The sequence below is a fragment of the Burkholderia sp. SRS-W-2-2016 genome (genome assembly GCF_001931485.1).
GTDB lineage: Bacteria > Pseudomonadota > Gammaproteobacteria > Burkholderiales > Burkholderiaceae > Paraburkholderia.
Genome location: NZ_MSDV01000003.1, coordinates 58257 through 84522, shown reverse-complemented (window position 1 = coordinate 84522; position 26266 = coordinate 58257). Strand labels below are relative to the sequence as shown.

The window sequence follows — 26266 nt, the reverse complement described above, 5'->3', positions numbered from 1 at the left end:
CTCGTTGAAACGCACCGCGCGCGGCATGCGGCTTGCTCCGCACAAGCACTCGATACAGGCGCCGCGCGTGGCGGCCACGCACCCCACGGCGCTAATCGTCTGCTGAAAACGACTCGCGCGACGCGCGCAAGCTCGTCGAAGCGCGGCGTTCGAACACCGCTGGTGTGAAAAGCGCGTGAAAACCCTGCTGTATTAATGCGTGCACGACCATCGCTTTTTGAGCGTGTGCGCGTTATATTTTCGGGATATCGATGCGCCGCAGGCGGTTTTTAAGCAGTTGCGGTGCGCTATTGTGATTCAGTTACAATACGTGCCCACTGGAGAATGACAACGAATTGCCCGGTCGCGCGTATCCCGCGACGGGCCTGAAATGGCGCCGGAAAATCTTGTCCGGAGACACGCCGAAAACGCCGGTGGGCATGGCCTGAAAGGGCCCACGTTTGCCGGCAAGCGATGCCTCAGGAGCACTGAGAATCGGTTTCCAGAGGAGTTCGGCCCCGCAGCGGCGTAGCTAGCACGGCGCGAGGCGTGTGGGCGCGAGGCGCTTTGGCGTCACGGCAGCCCATCGCTCGTGACCACCTGCACCGCGCGTTAGCGCGACGCCTTTGCGGGCTATACGGGAGTGCGGGCACTTGTAAGAGTTTTGCCTCACATTGAAGAAGTAAGCCAGATGACGACGAAACGACTCTTGACCGAAGCCGAAATCCTGAAGATGAGCGACAAGGATTACATGAATGAGGATCAGCTCGCCTTCTTCAAGAACAGGCTCGAACAGCTGCAGGCGGACATTCTCCGCAATGCCGGCCAGACGACCGAGAACCTGCGCGAAACGGTAATCGTGCCGGACCCGGCCGACCGCGCAACGATCGAGGAAGAGCATGCGCTCGAACTGCGCACGCGCGACCGCGAACGCAAGCTGCTGAAGAAGGTGCAGCAATCGATCGCGCGCATCGACGCGGGTGAATACGGCTGGTGCGAAGAAACCGGTGAGCCGATCGGCATTCCGCGTCTGCTCGCGCGGCCCACGGCGACGCTGTCGCTCGAAGCCCAGGAGCGCCGCGAACTGCGCCAGAAGCTGTTCGGCGACTGATCGGCGGTGGCGCGGCTGCGGCCTCGCCCCGAAAACGCTGCTTCGTCGAGAGGCGCACGGAGAACCGTGCGCCTTTTCTTTTTGTGTCGCGCTTTGTGAACGCGCGCGGCTGTATCCGCCGCAATCTCAGCTGTCTCCGCTGTCTTTCCGCCCTCTCCCCCTGTCCCGCCTCCCCGCCGCAGTTTTTTTCCGTATGCCTTTTGGTGCATCTTGATATGAACGCGTGCGCCCTAAAATAGATCCGACATGCGCTCACGAGCGCGCCGGCCGGCGCGCCGTCCGCTGACAGGATTCATGCGGCACGCGCACCGCGCTGCCGTGTCCTACCCGCTTTGCAAAGAGGAACGCATATGGAGCAATTTCACGGCACGACGATCGTTTCCGTGCGCCGCGGCAACAAGGTTGCGCTCGGCGGCGACGGCCAGGTCACGCTCGGCAACATCGTCATGAAAGGCGGCGCCAAGAAAGTCCGGCGCATCTACAACGGCAAGGTGCTGGTCGGCTTCGCCGGCGGCACGGCCGACGCCTTCTCGCTGCTCGACCGCTTCGAGGCGAAGCTGGAAAAACATCAGGGCAATCTCACCCGCGCGGCGGTCGAACTCGCGAAGGACTGGCGCACCGACCGCATGCTGCGCCGTCTCGAAGCGATGCTGATCACCGCGGACGCGACCACCACCCTCGTGATCACCGGCAACGGCGACGTGCTCGACCCCGAAGGCGGGATCTGCGCGATCGGCTCCGGTGGCGCGTATGCGCAGGCCGCCGCGAAGGCGCTCGCCGACAACACCGAACTGTCGCCGCGCGACATCGTGGAGAAGTCGCTGGAGATTGCCGGCGACATGTGCATCTACACGAACCACAACCGCGTCATTGAGACGATCGAGTAAGGACCCACGATGAGCACCATGACCCCCGCCGAGATCGTCTCCGAACTCGACAAACACATCATTGGCCAAGGCCGTGCGAAGAAAGCGGTCGCCGTCGCACTGCGTAATCGCTGGCGCCGTCAGCAGGTCGACGATCCGCTGCGCCAGGAAATCACCCCGAAGAACATTCTGATGATCGGACCGACCGGCGTCGGTAAAACCGAAATCGCGCGGCGTCTCGCGAAGCTCGCGGACGCGCCGTTCATCAAGATCGAAGCGACCAAGTTCACCGAAGTCGGCTACGTGGGCCGCGACGTCGACAGCATCGTGCGCGACCTGATCGAGATTTCGGTCAAGCAGACCCGCGAAACGGAAATGCGCAAAGTGCGCACCAAAGCCGGCGATCTGGCCGAAGACCGCATCCTCGACATCCTGCTGCCCACCGCGCGTCCGGTCGGCTTCGGTTCGAGTTCGAGTGCGACCGATACCACCGACGAAGGCAGCACCACCCGCCAGACGTTCCGCAAGCGTCTGCGCGAAGGCCAGCTCGACGACAAGGAAATCGAACTCGACGTCGAGCAGCCGCAGGTCGGCATGGACATCATGGGGCCGCCGGGCATGGAAGACATGACCGAGCAGATCCGCTCGATGTTCGCCAACATCGGCGGCGGCAAGAAGACTCGCCGCAAGCTGAAGGTGAAGGAAGCGCTGAAGGTGCTCACCGACGAAGAAGCCGGCAAGATGCTGAACGACGAAGAGGTGAAGACCAAAGCGGTGCAGAACGTCGAACAGAACGGCATCGTGTTTCTCGACGAGATCGACAAGATCGCGTCGCGCAACGAAGCCGGCGGCGGCGAGGTGTCCCGTCAGGGCGTGCAGCGCGATCTGCTGCCGCTCGTCGAAGGCACGACGATCAACACCAAGTACGGGATGGTGAAGACCGATCACATCCTGTTCATCGCGAGCGGCGCGTTCCATCTCGCGAAGCCGAGCGATCTGATTCCGGAACTGCAGGGCCGTTTCCCGATTCGCGTCGAACTCGATTCGCTGTCGGTGAAGGACTTCGAGTCGATCCTCGTGTCGACCGATGCGAGCCTCGTCAAGCAATACCAGGCACTCCTCGCGACCGAAGACGTACATCTGGAATTCGCCGACGACGGCATTCGCCGCCTCGCCGAAATCGCCTATTCGGTCAACGAGAAGACCGAGAACATCGGCGCGCGGCGTCTGTATACGGTGATCGAAAAGCTGCTCGAGGAAGTGTCGTTCTCGGCCGGCAATCATTCGGGCCACACGGTGCAGGTCGATGCGGCGTATGTCGATCGCGCGCTCAATGAAGTCGCGGAAGACGAAGATCTGTCGCGCTACGTGCTGTAACGGCTCACGCCGCTGACGCGTAAAAAAACGGGCTGCCTTGCAAAAGGCAGCCCGTTCTGTTTTGGTCCGCTCGAAACGCGCAATGCGCCAGCGGCAGCCCGCGCGCCGCTTACTGCCTGACCGGCCGCTTCGCGAGCTTGCGCTGCAAAGTCCGCCGATGCATGTTCAGCGCCCGCGCGGTCGCCGAGATATTGCCGCCGTTCTCCGCGAGCACCCGCTGGATATGCTCCCATTCGAGCCGCGCGACCGACAGCGGTTGCGGCTTCTCCAGTGCCTCCTCGGCCTGCAGCGCGCTGGCCTCGCTTTGCAGCGCCGACAGAATCGTCTCGACGTTGGCGGGCTTCGCGAGATAGTTGTCGGCGCCGTCCTTGACCGCCTGCACCGCGGTCGCGATGCTCGCGTAACCGGTCAGCACCAGCATCCGCGCATCGGGCTGCAGATCGCGCAACGGCGCGACGAGCGTCAGACCCGAGTCGTTGCCCAGATGCAGGTCGACGGTGATCTCGCTGAACTTCTGCTGATTCGCGAGCCGGATCGCTTCGTCCGAGTTGTGCGCTTCGCTCACCGTATAACCGCGCCGCGTCAAACCGCGAGCGAGGATGCCGGAGAACACTTCGTCGTCGTCGATCACCAGAAAATTCTTTTCGCTCATGCCTGTTTCTCCGTGTTGGATGGCGCGGCGCCTTGATGGCTCGCTCCGGAAATAGTGCGCGCGGCGATCGGCAGTCGCAGCACCGCGCGCGTGCCGCGCGGTCGCGCCGCGCTGACGTCGGTCAGCTCGATCGATCCCCTCAGGCGCGCCGCCGCCGAAAACGCCAGATACAGCCCCACGCCATGACCGCCCTGGGTGCTGTCGACCGGCATCGCGCCGAGCGAGCCGCGCAACGCGGCCGGAATGCCCGGGCCCGCGTCGCACACTTCGAACACGATCTGGTCGCCACGCGCGGCGAGCGCGCAGGACAGCGTCACGTGATCGCGGCTCGCGCGCGCCGCGTTATCGAGCAGGATCGTCAGGATCTGGCTGACGGCGACCGTGTCGTCGAGACTGACGTCGACGGGCGGCGTACCCAGCCGCTCGAACTTCACGTGCGGATGACGCAGCCGCCACTGCTCGGAGAACGATTCGAGCCAGTTGTCCACCAGTTGGCGATTCGTCGTGGTCGCCCGGCTGCGCAGCCGCGCGAGCGCGGACGTGCACAAGGTCATTTGCTGTTCGAGCAGTTCGAGATCGGCGCTGTACGGTGCCAGCCCCGGGTCGGTGCGGGCCGCGTCGCGTAATTCTTCGGACAACATCGCGATTGTAGACAGAGGCGTGCCGATTTCGTGTGCCACCGTGGCCGCCTGCACGCCGAGCGCGACCGCCCGTTCGTCGTGAAGCAAGCGCTGCTGCGCGTCTCCGAGCGCTGCGTCACGTAGCCGCAGCGCCTTCGACATGCGCGCAACGAACCACGCGATCAGCCCGACGCTCACCATGAAGTTGACCCACATACCGGCGCGGTAGTATTCGAACAGGTTGGCGGGATTATCGAGATTGAGCGGGACCGAATCGAAGCTGAGCACCGCGTAGCAGGCCACCGCGAACGCGGCGAGCCAGGCCATCAGATACCACGGCAGCACCGCGGCGGCGATCGCCAGCGATGGCAAGTACAGCGAAACGAATGGATTGCTGGTGCCGCCGGACAGGAACAGCAACGCCGACAACGCGCCGAGGTCGACCCAGATCTGGCCGAACAGCTCCATGTTCGACTCGGGCCGCTGCTGCGACACGCGCCACCACGTGAGCGCGTTGAACAGCACTTCGAGCGCGATCACGAGCAGCATCGCGGGCAACGGCAGGTTCACGCCAATGAAGATCTGCACGAAGGCGATCGTCAGCAGCTGGCCGATGATCGCGAGGCAGCGCAGCCAGAACAGATGACCGAGGTTGACCCGGCCGGTCGTGGTGATCCGATGCATAACCTGAAGGGTCCGTATGCAGACAGGCCCTAGTCTACCCGCTCGGACAACCGCTACGGCCTACGAAGCCCCGCTGCCGGTAACATGACTGTCTTCGAGACAATGCCGCGCCACCCGTTCATGCCGCCCACCTCCGATCACCACGCCGACGTGTCGTCCGCATTCCTGACCTGTTTGCGCGACGCCGTGGCCGCGCGCGCCAGCGGCGCGACCGCGCACGAAGCCAGTTGCCTCGAAGCGGCGGCCAGACTGCAGCCGCTCGACGCCGCTTCGCTCGATGCGCTGGGCGCCGCGCTGCTCGCGCAGCAGCGCGTCGAGCAGGCGATCGAACTCGCCGAACTCGTCGCGCAACTCGATCCGCACAGCGCGCTCGCCCACTTTCGCGTCGGCTACGCGCTGCAGATGGCCAACCGCCACGCGGACGCGATCGCACCGTACCGCCGCGCGCTCGCGCTCGATGCGGCGCTGCCGCAGTTACGCAACAACCTGGCCAGCGCGCTGATGCTCACCGGCGGCGAACTGGACGAACAACTCGCGCTGCTCGAAAGCGCGGTGCGCGACACGCCACAGGACGGCAACGCGTGGATCAATCTCGCCAACGCGTATCGCCGCAAGCCGGATCTGCCGCGCGCGCTCGACGCCGGCGCGCAGGCCGTGCAGCATGCGCCGCAGAGTCCGCTGGCTTACAACAACTACGCGCTGACGCTGCGCGAGGCGCAGCGTTGGGACGAGGCCGAACAGGCCGCGACGGCGGCCTGCGAACTCGCGCCGCACGCCCCGACGATGCGCTCGAACCTCGGCATGCTGCAGCTCGTGCGCGGCAACTACGCGCAAGGCTGGCCATCGCACGAAGCGCGCTGGGAAGGCTCGCAGGAACTCGGCGGCAATCGTCCGGTGCTGCCCGCGCCCACCTGGCGCGGCGAATCGCTCGCGGGTAAAACGCTGCTGGTGTGGGGCGAACAGGGAATGGGCGACCTGTTGCAGTTCTGCCGCTACATCCCGCTGCTGGCCGAACGCGTGCATCGCGACGGCGGCCGGCTGCTATGGAATTCGTTTCCGCAGATGGGCGGCCTGCTCGCCCGCAGCCTCGCCGCGCACGTGGACGGCTATTCGGCCGGCGGCGGCGTCGACACGTTGCCGCCGATGGACTATGAGATTCCGCTGCTGAGCCTGCCGCTGATTTTCGATACCCGCGAGGACACGATTCCGGCCGCGTCGCCGTATCTGTTCGCCGACCCGGCCGCGTGCGAAGCATGGCGCCAGCGCCTCGCCGGCGATCCCGGCCTGAAGGTCGGGCTCACCTGGACCGGCAGCCGCGGCCATCAGCGCAATCCGTTTCGCAGCGTCGGCTGGCAGCGCTATGCCCGGCATTTCGCCGGCATCGAAGGCGTCACGTTCTACTCGCTGCAGCCTGACGCAACCGACGACGTCACCGCTGCCCGCGCGGCCGGCCTGCCGATGATCGATCACACCGCCAGTCTCGCGAGCTTCGACGACACCGCCGCGTTCGTCAGCGCGCTCGATCTCGTGATTACCGTGTGTACGTCAGTCGCGCATCTGAGCGGCGCGCTCGGGCAGCGCAGCTGGGTGCTGCTCGACGTCAATCCGCACTGGGTCTGGCTGCTCGAGCGCAGCGACAGTCCGTGGTATCCGAGCGCGACGCTGTACCGGCAGCCGGGCTTCGGCGAGTGGGAGCCGGCGTTGGAAGCGGTGGCACGCGATCTGCGCGCGCTGGCGGGGCAAAAGCGGGGAGCGGAGTCTAAGTAGCACACGCAGCAGAAGCGACACGAGCCGTGTGGAAGCGCAAGCCGCTTCAGCCGCTCAGGCCGCCCCCGGCATAAGCCGCGAAACCGGCGCACGTAACGCCAACAGCTACATCCGCCAGCCCGGTTAGACCGGCCCAGCCCCCGCACCCCCGCGCGCCGCCCGCGCAATCTCCGCGGCCAGACACTCCGGACACAAACAGGGACTCGCCGGATCGAGCCGTTCGGCCGGCAGCGGCGGCAACTCGCGACACCAGCACTGACCCGGCTCGGTACGCATCCCGCAGTCGAATGCGCGGCCGCAGCGCGGGCAGCGCGCGCTGCCCGCCGGGCGGGTGGAAGACGTTTTCATCGTGGGGAAAAGCTCGGACTGGGGAATCGGTCAGGCAATGATGCCACGCCCGCGCGGCCCGGCACAGTCGTCCGTTCGGCCGATGCACAGCCGTCACGCAAGCTCGCTAAGCTGGCCGCTCGACCCGTCCGGCAGGCCCGCGATCGCAACGCATGCCAGGGTCGTTTTGCCCGTCGCGCGCAGCGCTGCCGAAAACCCTGTTGCAGCGCGCCAGTCCTGTACAATTCGCGCTGTTTTAACTGTTCCGTGCCCGAGCCTGCCGCCATGTCCGAGCTTCCCGACCTTTCGCAGATTGCGCCCACCCTGAAAGCCGAAATTCTGGCCGAGGCGCTGCCTTATATCCGTCAGTACCACGGCAAAACCGTGGTGATCAAATACGGCGGCAACGCCATGACCGAAGAGCGCCTGAAGCAGGGCTTCGCGCGCGACGTGATCCTGCTGAAACTGGTCGGCATCAACCCGGTCATCGTGCACGGCGGCGGTCCGCAAATCGACGGCGCGCTGAAGAAGATCGGCAAACAGGGCACCTTCATCCAGGGCATGCGCGTCACCGACGAAGAGACGATGGAAGTCGTCGAATGGGTGCTCGGCGGCGAAGTGCAGCAGGACATCGTGATGCTGATCAACCACTTCGGCGGCCACGCGGTCGGCCTGACCGGCAAGGACGGCGGCCTGATCCACGCGCGCAAGATGCTGATGCCGGATCGCGACAATCCGGGCCAGTACGTCGACATCGGCCAGGTCGGCGAAGTCGAGTCGATCAACCCGGCGGTCGTGAAGGCGCTGCAGGACGACGCGTTCATCCCGGTGATCTCGCCGATCGGTTTCGGCGAAGACGGTCTGTCGTACAACATCAACGCGGACCTCGTCGCGGGCAAGCTGGCGGTCGTGCTGAACGCCGAAAAGCTCGTGATGATGACCAACATCCCCGGCGTGATGGACAAGGACGGCAATCTGCTGACCGATCTCTCGGCACGCGAAATCGACGGCCTGTTCGCGGACGGCACGATCTCCGGCGGCATGCTGCCGAAAATCTCGTCGGCACTGGATGCGGCCAAGAGCGGCGTGCGCTCGGTGCACATCATCGACGGCCGTATCGAGCACTCGGTGCTGCTCGAAATTCTGACCGAACAGCCGTTCGGCACGATGATCCGCTCGCATTGAGCGACGCGGCAAACCCGGCACAGGCCGCGCGTCCACGGCGACGCGGCGCCGGTGCCGGCCAAGCGGGCACGACGGCTGCGCCAATGCACGCATCCGTCGGCGCCTGAAGGCTTCCACACCATGCGCACCCTCACCTCGCGGCGCCGCCGTCCCGACATCGCGGGCGGCAAGCCGGTCTGGCTGTTCGACCTCGACAACACGCTGCACCACGCGTCGCACGCGATCTTCCCGGCAATCAATCGCGGGATGACGCAATACATCATCGACGCGCTGCAGGTCGACATCGACGAAGCGAACCGGCTGCGCACCGGCTACACGCTGCGCTACGGCGCGGCGCTGCTCGGCCTCACGCGCCATCATCCGGTCGACGGCCATGATTTTCTGAAGGTCGTGCACGACTTCCCCGATCTCGGTTCGATGATCCGCTCCGAACGCGGCGTCGCGCGTCTGGTCGCCTCGCTGCCCGGCCGCAAGATCGTGCTGACCAATGCGCCCGAAGCATATGCGCGCGCGGTGCTCGCCGAGTTGCGCATCGAGCGGCTGTTCGAGCGCGTGATCGCGATCGAGCACATGCGCGATCGCAGCCGGTGGCGCGCGAAACCCGATCACGCGATGCTGCGCCGCGCGATGCGCGACGCGAACGTCGCGCTGAAGGACGCGATCCTCGTCGAGGACACCCGCTCGCATCTGAAGAATTACCGGCGGCTCGGTATCCGCACCGTGTGGATCACCGGCCATCTGCCGCGCAAGCCGCACGCGGACGGAATCCCGACGCGCCTGCCGGGCACCGGCCGGCCGCACTATGTCGACCGCAGCATTCGTTCGCTAAAATCGCTACGACTGGGCACCCGCTCGGTTCGATGGAAAGGACGCAAGCCGGGACAGTAGGGACGCAAGCCGACAACGACAGCAGCCGGGGGACCACAGCCATGCAGCCGATCGACAAGCCTGACGAAGCCTTAGCCGAAGCCTCCCCCGCGACGCCTGGCGCCGCGCCTACCACTGCCTCTGGCGCCACCCGCGCGCCGCGCCCGAAGCCGGGCGAGCGCCGCATCCATATTCTGCAAACGCTCGCCGCGATGCTCGAGGCGCCGAAGAGCGAAAAGATCACCACCGCCGCACTCGCCGCCCGCCTGGGCGTCTCCGAAGCCGCGCTGTACCGGCATTTCGCGAGCAAGGCGCAGATGTTCGAAGGGCTGATCGAATTCATCGAGACCACGCTGTTCGGGCTCATCAATCAGATCACCGCGCACGAAAGCAACGGCGTGCTGCAGGCGCGCGCGATCGCGCTGATGCTGCTGAACTTTCCGGCGAAGAATCCGGGCATGACGCGGGTGTTGACCTGCGAGGCGCTGGTCGGCGAGCACGAGCGGCTCACCGAGCGCGTGAACCAGATGCTCGAACGGGTCGAGGCGTCGTTGAAGCAGTGTTTGCGGCTCGCGCAGACGGAGGCGATGGCGAGTGCGAGCGGCACGGCCGATGCCGGCGTCGCAGGCAGCGTCTACGTCGGCAATGGCAAAAACACGCCCGGTCCCGATGCGCTGATGTCCGCCCCGCTGCCCGCCGGCTACGATCCCGCGCTGCGCGCGAGTCTGTTGCTGAGCTACGTGATCGGCCGCTGGCATCGCTATGTACGCAGCGGTTTTGCCCGTCCGCCGGCCGAACACGCGGACGCACAACTGTTTCTGATTCTTCAGTAGCGCGGCTCGCGCAGCGCCCTTAAAGCCACGTCCGCGCCACGTCCACACCACGCCCGCGCCGCTGCCGCGCGGAATTTTCCGCTATACTTTGCGCCTGAATGCACCAGTAGCACCCACGCAGTACCCACTGCAGTAACCACTTTTCACGCGCCGATTTGCTGACTCGATTGCGGGCGCGCGAACCCCTGGCCACCGGCCCGCGGTTCACTATAAATGCGGCTAAAGAGGTCGTCAGCCGCGCACACTGCTTTCCCCTCCGTGCCTCGCCGACGCCGTTTAGCCGTCCTGTTGACTCAATGGCGGAATGAATGGACTCCATCGGCATCGTCGCTCCCCAGAAAATGCATTTCACCGAGCCGCTGCCCTTGCGCAACGGTACTTCGCTCGCCGGTTATGACCTGATGGTCGAGACCTACGGCACGCTCAATGCCGCGCGCAGCAATGCGGTGCTGGTGTGCCACGCGCTCAACGCGTCGCATCACGTGGCGGGCGTGTACGCCGACAATCCGAAGGACGTCGGCTGGTGGGACAACATGGTCGGCCCCGGCAAGCCGCTCGACACCAACAAGTTCTTCGTGATCGGCGTGAACAACCTCGGCTCGTGCTTCGGTTCGACCGGACCGATGAGCATCGATCCGGCGACCGGTCAGCCGTACGGCGCGACCTTCCCGGTCGTCACCGTCGAAGACTGGGTCAACGCGCAGGCGCGCGTGGCCGACGAGTTCGGCATCGAGCGCTTCGCCGCGGTGATGGGCGGCAGCCTCGGCGGGATGCAGGCGCTCGCGTGGAGCATGATGTATCCGGAGCGCATCGGCCATTGCATCGTGATCGCGTCGACGCCGAAGCTGTCCGCGCAGAACATCGCGTTCAACGAGGTCGCGCGTTCGGCGATCCTGTCGGATCCGGACTTCCACGGCGGCAACTACTACGCGCACGGCGTGAAGCCGAAGCGCGGCCTGCGCGTCGCGCGGATGATCGGCCACATCACCTATCTGTCGGACGACGACATGGCCGAGAAATTCGGCCGCTCGCTGCGTCGCGCGGAAGGCGCGCTCGACGACTACAACTTCAACTTCGATGTCGAGTTCGAAGTGGAATCGTATCTGCGCTACCAGGGCGACAAGTTCGCCGACTACTTCGACGCGAACACCTATCTGCTGATCACCCGCGCGCTCGACTACTTCGATCCGGCCAAGGCCTTCGACGGCGATCTGACCGCCGCGCTCGCGCACACCACCGCGAAGTATCTGATCGCGAGCTTCTCGACCGACTGGCGTTTCGCGCCGGCGCGCTCGCGCGAACTGGTGAAGGCGCTGCTCGACCACAAGCGCACGGTGACGTACGCGGAGATCGACGCGCCGCACGGCCACGACGCCTTCCTGCTCGACGACGCGCGCTATCACAACCTGCTGCGCGCCTACTACGAACGCATCGCCAACGAGGTCAACGCATGAACCAGCGAGCACTTGATTACCTGGCATCGCGCCCGGACTTCCGCGCGATCGCCCGCTGGGTCGAACCGCGCTCGACCGTGCTCGATCTCGGCTGCGGCGACGGCTCGCTGCTGTCGCTGCTGAAAGAGGAACTCGAGGTGCAGGGCTACGGCATCGAGATCAACGACGCTGGCGTGCTGGCCTCGACGCGCAACGGCATCAACGTGATCCAGCAGAATCTCGAAGACGGTCTGCGGCTGTTCGAGGACGGCAGCTTCGATTTCGCGATTCTGTCGCAGACGCTGCAAACCATTCATCAGACCGCCGCGATCCTGCGCGAGACCGTGCGGGTCGGCAAGGAATGCATCGTGTCGTTTCCGAATTTCGGTTACTGGGCGCATCGGCTGTCGGTGCTCAAGGGGCGCATGCCGGTGTCGAAGTCGCTGCCTTATCAGTGGCACAACACGCCGAACGTGCGCGTGCTGACGATCGAGGACTTCGAGGCGCTCGCGCCGGAGGTCGGTATCGAAATTCTCGATCGGGTGGTGCTGCACGACGGACAGGTGGTGCGTTGGGGCGTGAACTGGCGTGGTAGTCTAGCGGTCTATCGCGTCAAGCAAAGCTAACGTCACTTATCCACATGTCGAACCCGCCGCACGAGGCGCCCGCACTTACCGCTCACGAAGAACATCCCGGCTGGCGCGCGTTTCTGAATACGCGCATGCTGATCTGCGTGTTTCTCGGCTTCACGTCGGGACTTCCGTTATTTACGCTCGTCTATCTCGTGCAGGCATGGCTGCGCTCGGAAGGCGTCAATCTGAAGGAAATCGGCCTGTTCGCGCTGATCCAGTTTCCGTACACCTGGAAGTTCGTATGGGCGCCGCTGATGGATCGCTACGTGCCGCGTCTGCCGGGCTGGCGGCCGGGTCGCCGGCGCGGCTGGATGCTGGTCACGCAGATTCTCGTAGGCGGCGCGATCGCGACGCTCGGTTTCGTGTCGCCGCGCGAATCGATCTGGACGGTCGCCGCGTTGACCGCGCTGGTCGCGTTCTTCGGCGCGAGTTCGGACATCGTGATCGACGCTTACCGGCGTGAGCTGCTAAGCGATACGCAGCAAGGTCTCGGCAACGCGGTGCACGTGAACGCGTACAAGATCGCGGCGCTGGTGCCCGGTTCGCTCGCGCTGATTTTGTCCGATCATCTGCCGTGGAGCACGGTGTTCATCGTGACCGGCGCGTTCATGCTGCCGGGCGTGCTGATGACGCTGGTCGTGCGCGAACCCGAAGTGCACGGCAAACCGCCGAAGAATCTGCGCGAAGCGATCGTCGAGCCGTTCCGCGAATTCATTCAGCGCGACGGCTGGCGCGGTGCCCTCTTCGTGCTCGGCTTCATCTTTCTGTACAAGCTCGGCGATACGATGGCGACCACGCTGTCCACCTCGTTCTTCCTCGATATCGGTTTTTCGCGCACGCAGATCGGCGTGATCGCGAAGACGACCGCGTTCGGCGCGAGTCTCGCGGGCGGGATTGTCGGCGGGATCTGGCTGATGAAGATCGGCATCGGCCGCGGTCTGTGGATTTTCGGCGTGCTGCAGATGGTGTCGACGCTCGGCTTCGCGTGGCTCGCGCATCTCGGCCCGGATTCGCCCGGGCTCACCGCGATTTACGACATCGCGGTGGCCGTCAGTCAGGGCACCACGAAGCTGCTCGCGCTGGTCGGCATCGACTGGAGCGTGCAGCTCGAGCCGCGCTCGGTCGCGCTAGCGCTGGTCTACGGCTTCGAGACCTTCACCACCGGTCTGACGATGGCCGCGTTCACCGCGTATATCGCCAGCACCACCGATCCGCGCTACACGGCCACCCAGTTCGCGCTGTTCACGAGCCTCGCGTCGGTGCCGCGCACGCTTGCGTCGGCGGCGAGCGGCTACGTGGTCGCGCAGATCGGCTGGTTCGACTATTTCATCATCTGTACCGCGCTCGCGGTGCCCGGCATGCTGCTGCTGGTGCGGATCGCGCCGTGGAGGGCCCAGTCGTGACGATGCGGTTCCCGACGCGCGCGCGGCGTCACCCGGCGACTCGCGTGCTATCGAGCGAGTTGCGCGCGATTGCGCGGTACGTGGCGTGTGGGCTCGGCTGCGCGAGCGTCGTCGCGCTGGCGCTGCCGGCGCGCGCGGCCACGTTTGTCGCCGCCGCACCGGCTAACAGTGCCGCCAACAGCGCGGTGGTCGCCGCGCCGCCGGCGCCCGGCGCAACGACCGGCGCGACCGGCGCGACCGCGCCCGGCAACGCGCCGGCGGCCAAGGCCGCAACCGGCGCCGCCAGCGGCGAAAACGCGACCTCGGCGACGCCGGGCACGAACAGCGCCGGCGGCACCAGCGCGGGCGCCGGTGCGGGTGCGAACAACAGCGCGAGCAGCGGCACGGCCGCCCCCGCACCGGGCACGCCCGGTTCCGGCGGCAGCGGCGCGGCCGCCACCGCGCCGAATTCGGCGCCCAGCGCCGCGTCACCGTCCCCTGCCAAGGCACCGACCGCGACTTCCGCGCCGGCCTCCGCCCCGCCGCCGTACTACGTGAGCCCGCAGCTGCGCTACGGCGGCTACATGGTGTTTCGCAACCTGATCCCGTCTTCGATGCTCGAGGCGCAGGCCGCCGAGGAGTTCAACCAGATCGTCTACGGCGCGAGCCACGCGAACCGTCTGTATGCCGATAACGACGCGCGCGTCACGCGCGTGCGTTCGAGCGTCGACAAGATGGTGCCGTACTCGCTGAAATGGAACGAGCGGGCCAAAAGCTGGAAATGGGAAGTGGCGGTGGTGCGCTCGAACGACATCCGCATGTACTGCCTGCCGGGCGGCAAGATCGTCGTGTATAGCGGGCTGCTGGACCGGGTGCGCCTGAATGACAGCGAACTCGGCATGCTGATCGGCCACGAGATCGCGCACGCGTTGCGCGAGCATGCGCGGATGCGGCTCGGTCAGTTGCAGGCGAGCCAGCTCGATTCGTCGGGCACGATCCCGCAGCTGTTCGGGCTCGCCGATCTCGGCATGGCGCCGCTCGGCATCGGCTCGCGCCTGCTGGAAATGAAGTACGAAAGCACCGACGAAACCGAAGCCGACGTGATCGGCAGCGATATCGCGTCGCGCGCCGGCTTCGATCCGCGCGCGGCGGTCACGCTGTGGGACAAGCTCGCGCAAGCGACGCGCGGCAATCGCGAGCAGGGCTTCATCTACGTGCACCCGTACACGCCGGCGCGCCGCGAGGACATCATCAAGCGGCTGCCGGACATGCTGCCGCTGTACGCGAAGGCGATCGGCAAGAGCGTCGACGCGCTGCCCGATTACGCGGGCATGGGCCGGCCGACGCGCAAAACGGCGCGCGACTGAACCGGCCGATCCCGGACGGCGGCGGCGCTTTGTCTTTATCTGCGCCGAGCGCCGTGCGCCGCCACCTTCCGATGCTTACCTCTTGACCTTGTGGTCGTAGTCGACGGTCAGCGGCGCGTGGTCGCTGAACTTGATGTCGCGGAACACGTCGGTGCGCTTCGCGGTGCCCGCAATACCCGGCGTCGCGATCTGGTAATCGATCCGCCACCCGACGTTCTTCGCATACGCCTGGCCGCGATTGCTCCACCACGTGTACTGTTCGGGCCGCTGATCGAGCGTGCGGAACACGTCGACATAACCGACGTCGTCGAACAGCTTGTCGAGCCACGCGCGCTCTTCCGGCAGGCAACCGGAGTTCTTCTGGTTGCTCTTCCAGTTCTTGATGTCGATTTCCTTGTGCACGATGTTCACGTCGCCGCACACGATCACTTCGCGCTCTTTCGCCAGTTCGGCCAGATGCGGCATGAACTCGTCCATGAAGCGGAACTTGGCCTGCTGGCGCTCGTCGCCGCTCGAACCCGACGGTACGTACACCGAAATCACCGACAGCTTGCCGAAGCGCAGTTCGACATAGCGCCCTTCCGGATCGAATTCCTCGCTGCCGAAGCCGATCACCACTTCATCCGGCTCGTGACGGGTGTAGACGCCCGCGCCGCTATAGCCCTTCTTCACCGCGTGCTGGAAATAGCCGGTGAAGTCGTGCGGCGCGAGAAATTCCGGCGTCATGTCGTCCTGCGAGCATTTGATTTCCTGCACGCACAGCACGTCGGCCTTCTGTTCGCCGAACCACTCGAAAAAGCCCTTCTTCGCCGCCGAGCGAATGCCGTTCAGGTTGGCGGTAATCACACGCAACATGTTGTTCCTCTTGTGTTCAATTGGTTTGCGAAGCCGCAGTGCACGGCCTCGTTCACTCGACCTTCACGCCCTTCAGCGATTCCTTCGCGGGCGGATATTCGAGCTTGAGCCCCTCGAGCGTGCGCAGCAGCAGCTCGCCGACCATCACGTTGCGATGCGTCTTCGAGTCGGCCGGAATCACGTACCACGGCGCGTACTCGGTCGACGTCGCCGCGAGCGCGTCGCGATACACGGACTGATACGCGTCCCACTGCTTGCGCGCTTCGAGATCGGCCAGGTCGAATTTCCAGTGCTTGCTCGGATCGTCGATACGCGCCTGCAAGCGCTCGCGCTGCTCGTCCTTCGAGATGTGCAGCATGCATTTGACGATGGTCGTGCCGCTGTACGCGAGCATCTCCTCGAACTGCCGGATATGGCAGCAGCGCTGCTGGAACGCGTCGGCATCGAGCGCGCCGAGCACGGTCGGCACCAGCAGGTCTTCGTAATGGCTGCGGTTGAAGATGGTCAGCTCGCCGGCCGCCGGCGCCTGCGAATGCACGCGCCACAGAAAGTCGTGCGCGAGTTCGACCGGCGTCGGCGCCTTGAACGGGACGATCCGCAAGCCGAGCGGATCGACTTCGTGAAACACCGCGCGGATCGTGCCGTCCTTGCCGCTCGTGTCCATCCCCTGCAGCACCAGCAGCACGCGGCGCCGGCGTTGCGCATGCAGGCGCTCCTGCAGGTTGTCGAGTTGCATCCCGATCTCGGACAGCCGCGCGCGATCGTTCTCTTTCGAGCCGGACGAAAACGGCTTCGCGGCGGGATCGAATTCGTCGAGCGAGAAGCGATTGTTCTTCTTGCCGCCGTCGAAATACGGCACGCGGAAATCGTCGAGATCGGCTTGCTTCGCCATGCACACGCTCCCTGGTGAGTACTGATCGAGGTTTGAAGCAGATTCGAAGCCGCCAAACAAAACGGGCTGTTGCCCTGCTTTCAGTCCGGCAACAGCCCGTGGTAGACCGGGCGCGCACGCCCGGCCTGCGTAGATCCAACCTTAATCAGGACAGCTTCTTCTTCAGCAATTCGTTGACCTGAGCCGGGTTCGCCTTGCCCTTGGTCGCCTTCATCGCCTGACCGATCAGCGCGTTGAACGCCTTTTCCTTGCCGGCGCGATATTCGTCGACCGATTTCTGGTTCGCGGCGAGCACCTCGTCGAGGATCGCTTCGAGCGCGCCGCTATCGGAGATCTGCTTCAGACCCTTCGCGTCGATGATGCGATCGGCGGCGGCTTCGTCGGTGGCCTTCTCTTCCCAGATCGCGAGGAAGATTTCCTTCGCGATCTTGTTCGAGATCGTGCCGTCGGCGATACGTTGCAGCACCAGCGCGAGCTGCGCGGCCGACACCGGGCACTCGCCGATGTCGAGGCCTTCGCGATTCAGTTGCGACGACACTTCGCCCATCACCCAGTTCGCGGCGACCTTCGCGTTCGCCGCGCCGGTCTTTGCGACCACTGCTTCGAAGTACGCGGCGCTCGCCTTGCTCGCGGTCAGCACGTTCGCGTCATACGGCGTCAGACCGTACTGCGCCACGAAGCGCTGCTGGATCGCGGCCGGCAGCTCCGGCAGTTCGCCCTTCACGCGCTCGACCCACGCTGCGTCGATCACGAGCGGCATCAGGTCCGGGTCGGGGAAATAGCGGTAGTCGTGCGCGTCTTCCTTGCTGCGCATCGAACGCGTTTCGCGCTTGTCCGGATCGTACAGGCGGGTTTCCTGCACGACGGTGCCGCCGTCTTCGATCAGCTCGATCTGGCGACGCACTTCGTACTGGATCGCCTCTTCGAGGAAGCGGAACGAGTTCAGGTTCTTGATCTCGGCACGGGTGCCGAATTCCTTCTGCCCGACCGGCCGCACCGACACGTTCGCGTCGCAACGGAACGAGCCTTCCTGCATGTTGCCGTCGCAGATGCCGAGCCACACGACCAGCGTGTGCAGCGACTTCGCATAGGCGACCGCCTCGGCCGCGCTGCGCATTTCCGGCTCGGTGACGATTTCGAGCAGCGGCGTGCCGGCGCGATTCAGGTCGATACCGGTCATGCCCGCGAAGTCTTCGTGCAGCGACTTGCCGGCGTCTTCCTCGAGGTGCGCGCGAGTCAGGTTGATGGTCTTCTCGTACGCTTCCTTGCCGGCCTTTTCATTGGCCGGCACCTGGATCGTCAGTTGACCGCCCTGCACGACCGGGATCTCGTACTGGCTGATCTGATAGCCCTTCGGCAGATCGGGGTAGAAATAATTCTTGCGCGCGAAGATGCTGCGCGGCGCGACGGTCGCGCCGATCGCGAGGCCGAACTGGATCGCGCGCTCGACCGCGCCGCGGTTCATCACCGGCAGCGTGCCCGGCAACGCCAGATCGACGGGGCTCGCCTGGGTGTTCGGCGCGGCGCCGAACTGGGTGGCGGTGCCCGAGAAAATCTTCGACTGAGTCGACAGCTGCGTGTGGGTCTCCAGACCGATCACGACTTCCCATTGTTTGGTCATGGTGCTCACACTCCTGCCGGTGCCTGACGATGGAACTGGGTCACGCGCTGGAACGCGTCGGCCACCTGCAGCATCCGGGCTTCATTGAAATAGTTGCCGATGATCTGCAGACCGACCGGGCGCTGCGCGTTCGCGCCGGCGCCGAAGCCGCACGGCACGCTCATGCCCGGCAGGCCGGCGAGGCTCACCGACAGCGTGTAGATGTCGGCCAGATACATCTGCACCGGATCGTCGCCCTTCGCGCCGAGGTCCCACGCCACCGACGGCGCGACCGGTCCCATGATCACGTCGCACTGCTTGAACGCTTCCTGGAAATCCTGCGCGATGATGCGGCGGATCTTCTGCGCCTGCAGGTAGTACGCGTCGTAGTAGCCGTGCGAAAGCACGTACGCGCCGACCAGAATGCGGCGCTTCACTTCCGGGCCGAAGCCTTCGGCGCGCGACTTCTTGTACATGTCGAGCAGATCGCGATACTCGGCCGCGCGATGGCCGAAGCGCACGCCGTCGAACCGCGACAGGTTCGACGATGCTTCCGCCGGCGCGATCACGTAATAGACCGGAATCGACAGTTCGGTTTTCGGCAGCGAGACTTCGACCAGCGTCGCGCCGAGCGCTTCGTACTGCTTCAGGGCGGCGTCGATCGACGCGCGCACGTCGTCGGCCAGACCGGCGCCGAAGTATTCCTTCGGCAGGCCGATGCGCAGGCCGGCGAGCGGCTTGCCCGCGTTGCCGGCGTTATCCGCTTGCCACGGCTGGCCGAGGTAGCGCGTGTAGTCTTCATCAGCGCGCGCGAGGCTGGTCGAATCGCGCTCGTCGAAGCCGGCCATCGCGTTGAGCAGCGTCGCGCAATCGGCGGCGTTTTGCGCCATCGGGCCGCCCTGATCCAGCGACGACGCGAACGCGATCATCCCGTAACGCGACACCCGGCCGTAGGTCGGCTTGATCCCGGTGATGCCCGAGAACGACGCCGGCTGACGGATCGAGCCGCCGGTGTCGGTGCCGGTCGCGGCCGGCGCGAGACGCGCGGCCACGGCAGCAGCCGAGCCGCCCGACGAACCGCCGGGCACCGCTTTCACGTCCCACGGGTTCTGCACCGCGCCGAAGTACGAATTCTCGTTGGACGAACCCATCGCGAATTCATCCATATTGGTCTTGCCCACGCACACCATGCCGGCGTTCTGCAGACGCGCGACCACGGTCGCGTCGAACGGACTTTCGTAGTTCGCGAGCATCTTCGAGCCGGCGGTGGAGCGCCAGCCTTTGGTCACGAACACGTCCTTGTGGGCGATCGGCAGGCCGACCAGCGGGCCGGCGTGGCCGGTGTGCAGCAGCGCGTCGGCGGCTTTGGCCTGCGCCAGCGTCAGTTCGGGATCGACCTGGATGAACGCGTTCAGGCTCCTGGCCGCGTCGATCCGCTTCAGGTACGACTGCGCCAGTTCGACTGCGGAGCATTCCTTGGCCGCGAGCGCGGCGCGCAGTTCGGTCAGACTTTTTTCATGCATTGCGTTTTATCCTGGAAAGCGCGGCAGCGCGGTCACGCTGCCGTGGAGGCGTTCGGTTGCCTGCCGGCGGGCTCTTCGGCGCGGCGCCACCACGCGCGGCGCGATGGCTCGCGGCGGCGGCAGCCCGGCCGGGGCCTGCCCGGCGGGTCTTATTCGATCACCTTCGGCACGAGATACAGACCGTCCTGCACGGCCGGCGCGGGGCGCTGATAAGCCTCGCGCTCGACCGTCTCGGTCACGGCGTCGTCGCGCAGACGCAGCGCGACGTCTTCAATCTGCTCGATCGGATGGGCCAGCGGCGCGATGCCGGTGGTGTCGACGGCCTGCATTTGTTCAACGAGGCCGAAGAAATCATTGAGCTGGGTGAGGGTGTGTTCGGCGTCGGCGTCGGCCAGTTCTAGCCGCGCGAGATGCGCGATGCGTTTGACATCGGTCAGGGTCAGAGCCATGCGGTCACCGGAAATTGTGGTGGGCCGCCGCAACAGGAAAAAACGACGCTGCGACAGCAGGTTACGACGCAGGAAGGCGACCTCCGGAACGGGGCCGGCGGCGGCAAAAAGTGCCAGCCGTTTCCTGCAAAACATCCAAAATTATAAGGTATCATTACGCGTTCGACCCAAACCCGGACCGACTTACCAGGGCCTTACGGACGATTGCGGACAATTCCCAGAACGGTCCGGCGCTTTTCCGACCTGGCTTAGCCACCGCCTCCGGTAGACTCCCCCGCAGCTTCAAGCTCCTGTGGCGCGCTCGCCCGGTTGAGGCTGTTATTTTTCCGCTGCCGCCCTACGCATACGGTGCGAGGCCCGGCCCCCAGCGAGACAGGATTTTGAATGTTCGGTTTTTTGCGCAGCTACTTCTCCAACGATCTGGCGATTGACCTCGGCACCGCCAACACGCTTATTTACATGCGCGGCAAGGGCATCGTTCTCGACGAACCGTCGGTCGTGTCGATCCGCCAGGAAGGCGGGCCCAACGGCAAGAAAACCATCCAGGCAGTCGGTAAGGAAGCCAAACAGATGCTCGGCAAGGTGCCGGGCAACATCGAGGCGATCCGCCCGATGAAAGACGGCGTGATCGCCGACTTCACCGTCACCGAACAGATGATCAAGCAGTTCATCAAGACTGCTCACGAATCGCGCATGTTCTCGCCGTCGCCGCGCATCATCATCTGCGTGCCGTGCGGTTCGACCCAGGTCGAGCGTCGCGCTATTAAAGAAGCCGCGCATGGCGCCGGTGCTTCGCAGGTCTATCTGATCGAGGAACCGATGGCCGCCGCAATCGGCGCGGGCCTGCCGGTCTCGGAAGCGACCGGTTCGATGGTCGTCGACATCGGCGGCGGCACGACCGAAGTCGGCGTGATCTCGCTGGGCGGCATCGTCTACAAGGGTTCGGTGCGCGTCGGCGGCGACAAGTTCGACGAAGCGATCGTCAACTACATCCGCCGCAACTACGGGATGCTGATCGGCGAACAGACCGCCGAAGCGATCAAGAAGGAAATCGGCTCCGCGTTCCCGGGCTCCGAAGTCAAGGAAATGGAAGTGAAGGGCCGCAACCTGTCGGAAGGCATTCCGCGCAGCTTCACGATCTCCAGCAACGAAATTCTCGAAGCACTGACCGATCCGCTGAACCAGATCGTGTCGTCGGTGAAGATCGCGCTCGAACAGACGCCGCCGGAACTCGGTGCCGACATCGCCGAACGCGGCATGATGCTGACCGGCGGTGGCGCGCTGCTGCGCGATCTGGACCGTCTGCTCGCCGAAGAAACCGGCCTGCCGGTGCTCGTCGCCGAAGACCCGCTGACCTGCGTCGTGCGCGGCTCGGGCATGGCCCTCGAGCGCATGGACAAGCTCGGCAGCATCTTCTCGTACGAGTAAGCGAGCTTTTCTCTTATGTCAGTAGCGCGGATCTGGCACACGGCCCCTTGCGGGCCGCTTTGTCGTTGGCTGGCCCACCCAGCCGCCGCGCGCTGAGCGTGCGCGCGTCGCGCGCCGCCGTCTCACCCAATCGCATACGCCCCCGGCGCCGACCATGGAATACAGTCCGCCGCCCCTGTTCAAGCAAGGCCCCTCCGCTCTCGCACGACTGGTGTTCTTCGTCGTGCTGGCGCTCGCCCTGCTGATTTCCGATGCCCGCTTCCAGACGCTCGAAATCGTCCGCGGCGTGCTCGGCGCGGGTCTCTATCCGTTGCAGCGCGCAGCCCTCGTGCCGCGCGACATCTTCATGGGCGCCGCCGACCTCGCCGTGACGAGCGCGACGCTGCGCAACGAAAACGACAAGCTGCGCACGCGCGATCTGCAGATGTCGCAGCAAGCCAATACGGCTGCGTCGCTCGCCGCTGAAAACACCCATCTGCGTGCGTTGCTGCAACTGTCGCAACAGTTGAGCACGCAATCGCTGCCCGCCGAAATCCAGTACGACACGCGCGACCCGTTCACGCAGAAGGTCGTGATCGGCCGCGGCGCGCAGCAAGGCATCCGCAACGGCTCGCCGGTCGTCACCGAAGACGGCGTGATCGGCCAGATCACCCGGGTGTTCCCGTTGCAGGCCGAAGTGACGCTGCTCACCGACAAGGACCAGGCGGTGCCGGTCGAAATCCTGCGCACCGGCTTGCGCAGCGTGATCTACGGCACGCCGAAGGGCGACACGCTCGATCTGCGCTTCGTGCCGATCAGCGCCGACGTCCAGGCCGGCGACGAACTCGTCACCAGCGGGCTCGACGGCGTGTATCCGCCGGGGCTGCCGGTCGCGAAAGTCGTGCGCGTCGACAAGCAGGCCGATACCGCGTTCGCGCGGGTGATCTGCCTGCCGGTCGCGGCGGTGCGCGGCGCGCGCCAGTTGCTGGTGCTGCACGTGGTAAGCGACGTGCCGCCGCGCCCGGCCGACGAACCCGATCCGGCGACGGCCGCGAAGGAAGCCCGGAAGAAGGGCAAGAGCGCCGACGCGAAGGGCGCGGCGGACAAGTCCGCCGCCAAGGCCGGCGAAAAAGCGGCTGACAAGCCGGCCGACAAGGGCACGGCCAAGGCAGGCGAAAAGCCGGCCGCCGAAAAGCCCGCCACCGGTAAAGCCCCGGCCGAGAAGCCCGCCGCCGGCAAGGCCGCGGAAAAAGCCCCGGCCAAAGCCGCCGCGGAAAAGAAGCCCGCCGAAAAGAAACCCGCGAAGCAGGCCGACAAGCCCGCCGCCACCGAAACCGCCAAGCCGCAAACCGCGCCGGGGGCTCAGCCATGAACCGCCCGCAATACATCCTGCAGCCGGTCAACCCGTACTTCATCACCTTCAGCCTCGCCGCCGCGTTCCTGCTGAACCTGATGCCGTGGGGACGTCTGGCCGGCGTGCCCGACTTCGTCGCGCTGGTGCTGCTGTTCTGGAACGTGCACCAGCCGCGCAAGGTCGGCATGGGTATCGCGTTTTCCCTCGGGCTGTTGATGGACGTGCATAACGCCAGCCTGCTCGGCGAGCACGCGCTCGCGTACACGCTGCTGTCGTACGGCGCGATCACGATTCACCGCCGCGTGCTGTGGATGTCGCTCGGCGTGCAAACGTTCGCGGTGATGCCGCTGCTGGTCGTCGCGCAGCTGGTGCCGTTCGTGATCCGACTGCTGACCGGCGCGGCGTTCCCGGGCTGGAGTTACCTGATCGACGGTTTTGTCGAAGCCGCGCTGTGGCCGGTCGCGAGCATCCTGCTGTTGATGCCGCAACGCCGCCCGGCCGACCCCGACGACACCCGGCCGATCTGACGCCTATTTAATCCCGCCTCGGGCCCGCCGGCCGCTGCGTCGCGACATCTCGCGCGCAACCGCTGCCGCCGGCCCGCCCGATGCGCAACGCAGTTCCTGCCCCCGGCCGCGCCGGTTGGGCGCACACTCTTGATGGCCGCATGCCGGCCTTTGCAGAAATCGCATGACCGAATTCAAGGACACCCAGCAGCAGCTCACGAAATTCCGCCTGCGCGTCGCGGCGGCGGGCCTGTTCGTGTTCGTCTGCTTCGGGCTGATCGGCTTCCGCTTCCTGTTCCTGCAGGTGTGGCACTACAGCAAGTACTCGTTGCAGGCGGACGAAAACCGCATCTCGGTCGCGCCGATCGTGCCGAACCGCGGCATCATCACCGATCGCAACGGCGTCGTGCTGGCGAAGAACTACTCGGCCTACACGCTCGAAATCACGCCGTCGAAGCTGAACGACTCGCTCGATAACGTGATCGACAACCTCGCGACCGTCGTGTCGATCGACGCGCGCGACCGCCGCCGCTTCAAGAAGCTGCAGGAAGACTCGAAGAACTTCGAGAGTCTGCCGATCCGCACCCGTCTGAGCGACGACGAAGTCGCCCGCTTCACCGCGCAGCGCTTCCGTTTCCCCGGCGTCGAAGTGCGCGCGCGACTGTTCCGCCAGTACCCGCTCGGCCCGACCGCCGCGCACGTGATCGGCTACATCGGGCGGATTTCGCAGCGCGACCAGGACCGCATCGACGACGCCAGCGACCAGAACGACAGCGATCCGGACCACTACGATCCGCGCCTCGACGCGAACAACTACAAGGGCACCGACTACATCGGCAAGATCGGTGTCGAGCAGAGCTACGAGACCGAGCTGCACGGCCAGACCGGTTTCGAGGAAGTGGAAGTGACCGCCGGCGGCCGGCCGGTGCGCACGCTGTCGCGCACCCAGGCGACGCCCGGCAACAACCTCGAACTGTCGCTCGATATCGGCCTGCAGCAGGTCGCCGAGCAGGCGTTCGCCGGCCGCCGCGGCGCACTGGTCGCGATCGAGCCCTCTACCGGCGACGTACTCGCGTTCGTGTCGGCGCCGAGCTTCGACCCGAATTCGTTCGTCGACGGCATCGACCAGCAGACCTGGGACGAACTGAACAACTCCCCCGATCACCCGCTGCTGAACCGTCCGCTGCACGGCACCTATCCGCCGGGCTCGACCTACAAGCCGTTCATGGCGCTCGCCGCGCTGACGCTGCACAAGCGCACGCCGGGCTGGGGCTTCCAGGATCCGGGCTCGTACACGTTCGGCGGCCACACGTTCCGCAACGACGTGCGCTCCGGCCAGGGTTGGGTCGACATGAACCGCGCAATCGTGGTGTCGAACGACACGTACTTCTACATGCTCGCGCACGACCTCGGCGTGAACAACATCGCGAACTTCATGAAGCCGTGGGGCTTCGGCCAGATCACCGGCATCGACATCGCCGGCGAGGCGCGCGGGATCCTGCCGTCGACCGACTGGAAGCGCAAAGCGTATCGCCGCCCCGAACAGCAGAAGTGGTACGAAGGCGAGACCATCAGCCTCGGGATCGGCCAGGGCTACAACTCGTTCACGATCCTGCAGCTCGCGCACGCGACCGCGACGCTCGCGAACAACGGCGTCGTGATGAAGCCCCACCTCGTGCGCGACGTCGAGAATCCGATCACCAAGGCGACCCAGCGGGTGGTGCGCGACCCGAGCGACAAGATCGCGGTCAAGCAGCAGGACATCGACTTCATCAAGCGCGCGATGGTCAGCGTGGTGACCAACGGCACCGCGTCGAAGCTGTTCATCGGTGCGCCGTATCAGGCGGCCGGCAAGACCGGTACCGCGCAGGTCTACTCGTTGCAGGGCGCGAACTACAAGGGTCATGCGCTCGCCGAGCATCTGCGCGACCACGCGCTGTTCATCGCGTTCGCGCCGGCCGAGCAGCCGAAAATCGCGCTCGCGCTGATCGTCGAAAACGGCGGCTGGGGCGCGGAATCGGCGGGCCCGATCGCGCGCAAGGTGCTCGACTATTACCTCGTCGGCAAGAACAAGCCGGGCGCCGAGGAAGCGGCCGTCGCGGCGGCGGCTTCGGCGACGCTCGATGCGTCCGCGCCGCAGGTCGGCGACGTGCCGGCCGCGCGCGATACCGCGCAACCGCTGAGGATCGCGGCGGGCTTTACCGCGCTGCCGATGCCGGGGGCTGCCGCTGCTGCGTCGGCTGCTGCCGCGGCTTCGGGCGCTTCGGCTGCGGTCGGTGCGTCAGCGCCCGCGGCGGATGGCGCATCCGCGCCGGTGGGGGCTTCGGCCTCTACTTCGGCAGCCCGTCCGGCCGCCGCTTCGGCTACGGCCACCGCCAAGGCCAAAGCCAAGGGCGCGCAACCCGCATCGGCGGCCAAGCCCGCGTCCGCTACCGCCGCCACCAGAAAATCCGCGCCGCGTTCGTCCGACGCACCGCATCAACCCCGCCCGGCCAGCGAGCCGGCGCCGGCCGTCGCCGCGCCGTCGCGCGAGGACAGCGTGCGCGATACGTCGCCGCGCCAGCCCGCCACCGGCGGCATCGACGAATAAGGAGAAAG

23 protein-coding genes are annotated in these 26266 nt (G+C 65.7%); 15 read left to right on the top strand and 8 right to left on the bottom strand.

Annotated elements, in window-relative coordinates; all coding sequences use genetic code 11:
- The first annotated feature begins 670 nt into the window (after positions 1-670).
- The 3 genes from dksA (at position 671) to hslU (ending at position 3333) form a co-directional block, all read left to right on the top strand.
- A complete protein-coding gene (dksA, locus tag BTH42_RS00940) occupies positions 671-1090 on the top strand; it encodes an RNA polymerase-binding protein DksA (RefSeq protein ID WP_075294851.1) in 420 nt (139 codons plus the stop codon).
- A gap of 350 nt (positions 1091-1440) precedes the next feature.
- Positions 1441-1977 (top strand): ATP-dependent protease subunit HslV, encoded by a 537-nt coding sequence (gene hslV, locus BTH42_RS00935; protein WP_013088078.1) that lies wholly within the window; start codon positions 1441-1443, stop codon positions 1975-1977.
- A 9-nt stretch (positions 1978-1986) separates the two neighbouring features.
- On the top strand, positions 1987-3333 hold the full coding sequence (gene hslU / locus BTH42_RS00930; protein ID WP_075294850.1) for an ATP-dependent protease ATPase subunit HslU: 1347 nt from the start codon (positions 1987-1989) through the stop codon (positions 3331-3333).
- A gap of 109 nt (positions 3334-3442) precedes the next feature.
- Here hslU and BTH42_RS00925 read toward each other — a convergent pair whose 3' ends face one another.
- Together BTH42_RS00925 and BTH42_RS00920 are read right to left on the bottom strand one after the other, a co-directional pair.
- A complete protein-coding gene (locus BTH42_RS00925) occupies positions 3443-3985 on the bottom strand; it encodes a response regulator transcription factor (protein ID WP_075294849.1) in 543 nt (180 codons plus the stop codon).
- Positions 3982-5289 (bottom strand): ATP-binding protein, encoded by a 1308-nt coding sequence (locus tag BTH42_RS00920; protein ID WP_075294848.1) that lies wholly within the window; start codon positions 5287-5289, stop codon positions 3982-3984. The genes BTH42_RS00925 and BTH42_RS00920 overlap by 4 nt, the downstream gene beginning before the upstream one ends.
- A gap of 120 nt (positions 5290-5409) precedes the next feature.
- Here BTH42_RS00920 and BTH42_RS00915 point away from each other — a divergent pair, with 120 nt between their 5' ends.
- Positions 5410-7056: a tetratricopeptide repeat protein gene (locus BTH42_RS00915; protein WP_075294945.1), complete on the top strand. Its 1647-nt coding sequence runs from the start codon at positions 5410-5412 to the stop codon at positions 7054-7056.
- 123 nt (positions 7057-7179) lie between these two features.
- Here BTH42_RS00915 and BTH42_RS00910 read toward each other — a convergent pair whose 3' ends face one another.
- Entirely contained in the window at positions 7180-7404 is a 225-nt protein-coding gene (locus tag BTH42_RS00910) for a cysteine-rich CWC family protein (protein ID WP_075294847.1), read from the bottom strand.
- A 264-nt stretch (positions 7405-7668) separates the two neighbouring features.
- Between BTH42_RS00910 and argB the strand changes: the two genes are divergently transcribed.
- The 7 genes from argB (at position 7669) to BTH42_RS00875 (ending at position 15082) form a co-directional block, all read left to right on the top strand.
- Positions 7669-8568, top strand: coding sequence for an acetylglutamate kinase (argB, locus tag BTH42_RS00905; protein ID WP_075294846.1), 900 nt, complete (start codon positions 7669-7671; stop codon positions 8566-8568).
- Positions 8569-8688: 120 nt separating this feature from the next.
- Positions 8689-9456 (top strand): pyrimidine 5'-nucleotidase, encoded by a 768-nt coding sequence (locus tag BTH42_RS00900; protein ID WP_075294845.1) that lies wholly within the window; start codon positions 8689-8691, stop codon positions 9454-9456.
- A gap of 41 nt (positions 9457-9497) precedes the next feature.
- The gene (gene slmA / locus BTH42_RS00895) at positions 9498-10268 is read left to right on the top strand and encodes a nucleoid occlusion factor SlmA (RefSeq protein WP_075294844.1); all 771 of its coding nucleotides are present in this window, start codon (positions 9498-9500) and stop codon (positions 10266-10268) included.
- Between the two features lie 308 nt (positions 10269-10576).
- On the top strand, positions 10577-11722 hold the full coding sequence (locus BTH42_RS00890; RefSeq protein ID WP_075294843.1) for a homoserine O-acetyltransferase: 1146 nt from the start codon (positions 10577-10579) through the stop codon (positions 11720-11722).
- A complete protein-coding gene (gene metW / locus BTH42_RS00885; RefSeq protein ID WP_075294842.1) occupies positions 11719-12327 on the top strand; it encodes a methionine biosynthesis protein MetW in 609 nt (202 codons plus the stop codon). The genes BTH42_RS00890 and metW overlap by 4 nt, the downstream gene beginning before the upstream one ends.
- A gap of 14 nt (positions 12328-12341) precedes the next feature.
- Complete coding sequence (locus BTH42_RS00880; RefSeq protein ID WP_075294841.1) at positions 12342-13736, top strand: AmpG family muropeptide MFS transporter; 1395 nt, start codon at positions 12342-12344, stop codon at positions 13734-13736.
- A gap of 2 nt (positions 13737-13738) precedes the next feature.
- Positions 13739-15082 (top strand): M48 family metallopeptidase, encoded by a 1344-nt coding sequence (locus BTH42_RS00875; protein WP_083654636.1) that lies wholly within the window; start codon positions 13739-13741, stop codon positions 15080-15082.
- A gap of 75 nt (positions 15083-15157) precedes the next feature.
- Here BTH42_RS00875 and BTH42_RS00870 read toward each other — a convergent pair whose 3' ends face one another.
- The 5 genes from BTH42_RS00870 to gatC all read right to left on the bottom strand — a co-directional run bounded on the left by BTH42_RS00870 (position 15158) and on the right by gatC (position 20401).
- Positions 15158-15937 (bottom strand): exodeoxyribonuclease III, encoded by a 780-nt coding sequence (locus BTH42_RS00870; RefSeq protein WP_075294839.1) that lies wholly within the window; start codon positions 15935-15937, stop codon positions 15158-15160.
- Positions 15938-15989: 52 nt separating this feature from the next.
- A complete protein-coding gene (locus BTH42_RS00865) occupies positions 15990-16829 on the bottom strand; it encodes a PPK2 family polyphosphate kinase (RefSeq protein ID WP_075294838.1) in 840 nt (279 codons plus the stop codon).
- Between the two features lie 145 nt (positions 16830-16974).
- Positions 16975-18450 (bottom strand): Asp-tRNA(Asn)/Glu-tRNA(Gln) amidotransferase subunit GatB, encoded by a 1476-nt coding sequence (gatB, locus tag BTH42_RS00860; protein ID WP_075294837.1) that lies wholly within the window; start codon positions 18448-18450, stop codon positions 16975-16977.
- A gap of 5 nt (positions 18451-18455) precedes the next feature.
- Complete coding sequence (gatA, locus tag BTH42_RS00855) at positions 18456-19952, bottom strand: Asp-tRNA(Asn)/Glu-tRNA(Gln) amidotransferase subunit GatA (protein ID WP_075294836.1); 1497 nt, start codon at positions 19950-19952, stop codon at positions 18456-18458.
- Between the two features lie 149 nt (positions 19953-20101).
- Complete coding sequence (gene gatC, locus BTH42_RS00850; RefSeq protein WP_075294835.1) at positions 20102-20401, bottom strand: Asp-tRNA(Asn)/Glu-tRNA(Gln) amidotransferase subunit GatC; 300 nt, start codon at positions 20399-20401, stop codon at positions 20102-20104.
- Positions 20402-20785: 384 nt separating this feature from the next.
- Here gatC and BTH42_RS00845 point away from each other — a divergent pair, with 384 nt between their 5' ends.
- The 4 genes from BTH42_RS00845 to mrdA all read left to right on the top strand — a co-directional run bounded on the left by BTH42_RS00845 (position 20786) and on the right by mrdA (position 26258).
- Positions 20786-21829, top strand: coding sequence for a rod shape-determining protein (locus tag BTH42_RS00845; RefSeq protein WP_004189550.1), 1044 nt, complete (start codon positions 20786-20788; stop codon positions 21827-21829).
- Between the two features lie 154 nt (positions 21830-21983).
- Entirely contained in the window at positions 21984-23180 is a 1197-nt protein-coding gene (mreC, locus tag BTH42_RS00840; protein WP_075294834.1) for a rod shape-determining protein MreC, read from the top strand.
- Positions 23177-23689: a rod shape-determining protein MreD gene (gene mreD / locus BTH42_RS00835; RefSeq protein WP_075294833.1), complete on the top strand. Its 513-nt coding sequence runs from the start codon at positions 23177-23179 to the stop codon at positions 23687-23689. Before mreC ends, mreD begins: the two co-directional genes overlap by 4 nt.
- Before the next feature lie 163 nt (positions 23690-23852).
- Positions 23853-26258 carry a penicillin-binding protein 2 gene (gene mrdA / locus BTH42_RS00830; RefSeq protein WP_075294832.1) on the top strand — a complete coding sequence of 802 codons (2406 nt, stop codon included), beginning with the start codon at positions 23853-23855 and terminating at the stop codon, positions 26256-26258.
- Positions 26259-26266 lie beyond the last annotated feature (8 nt).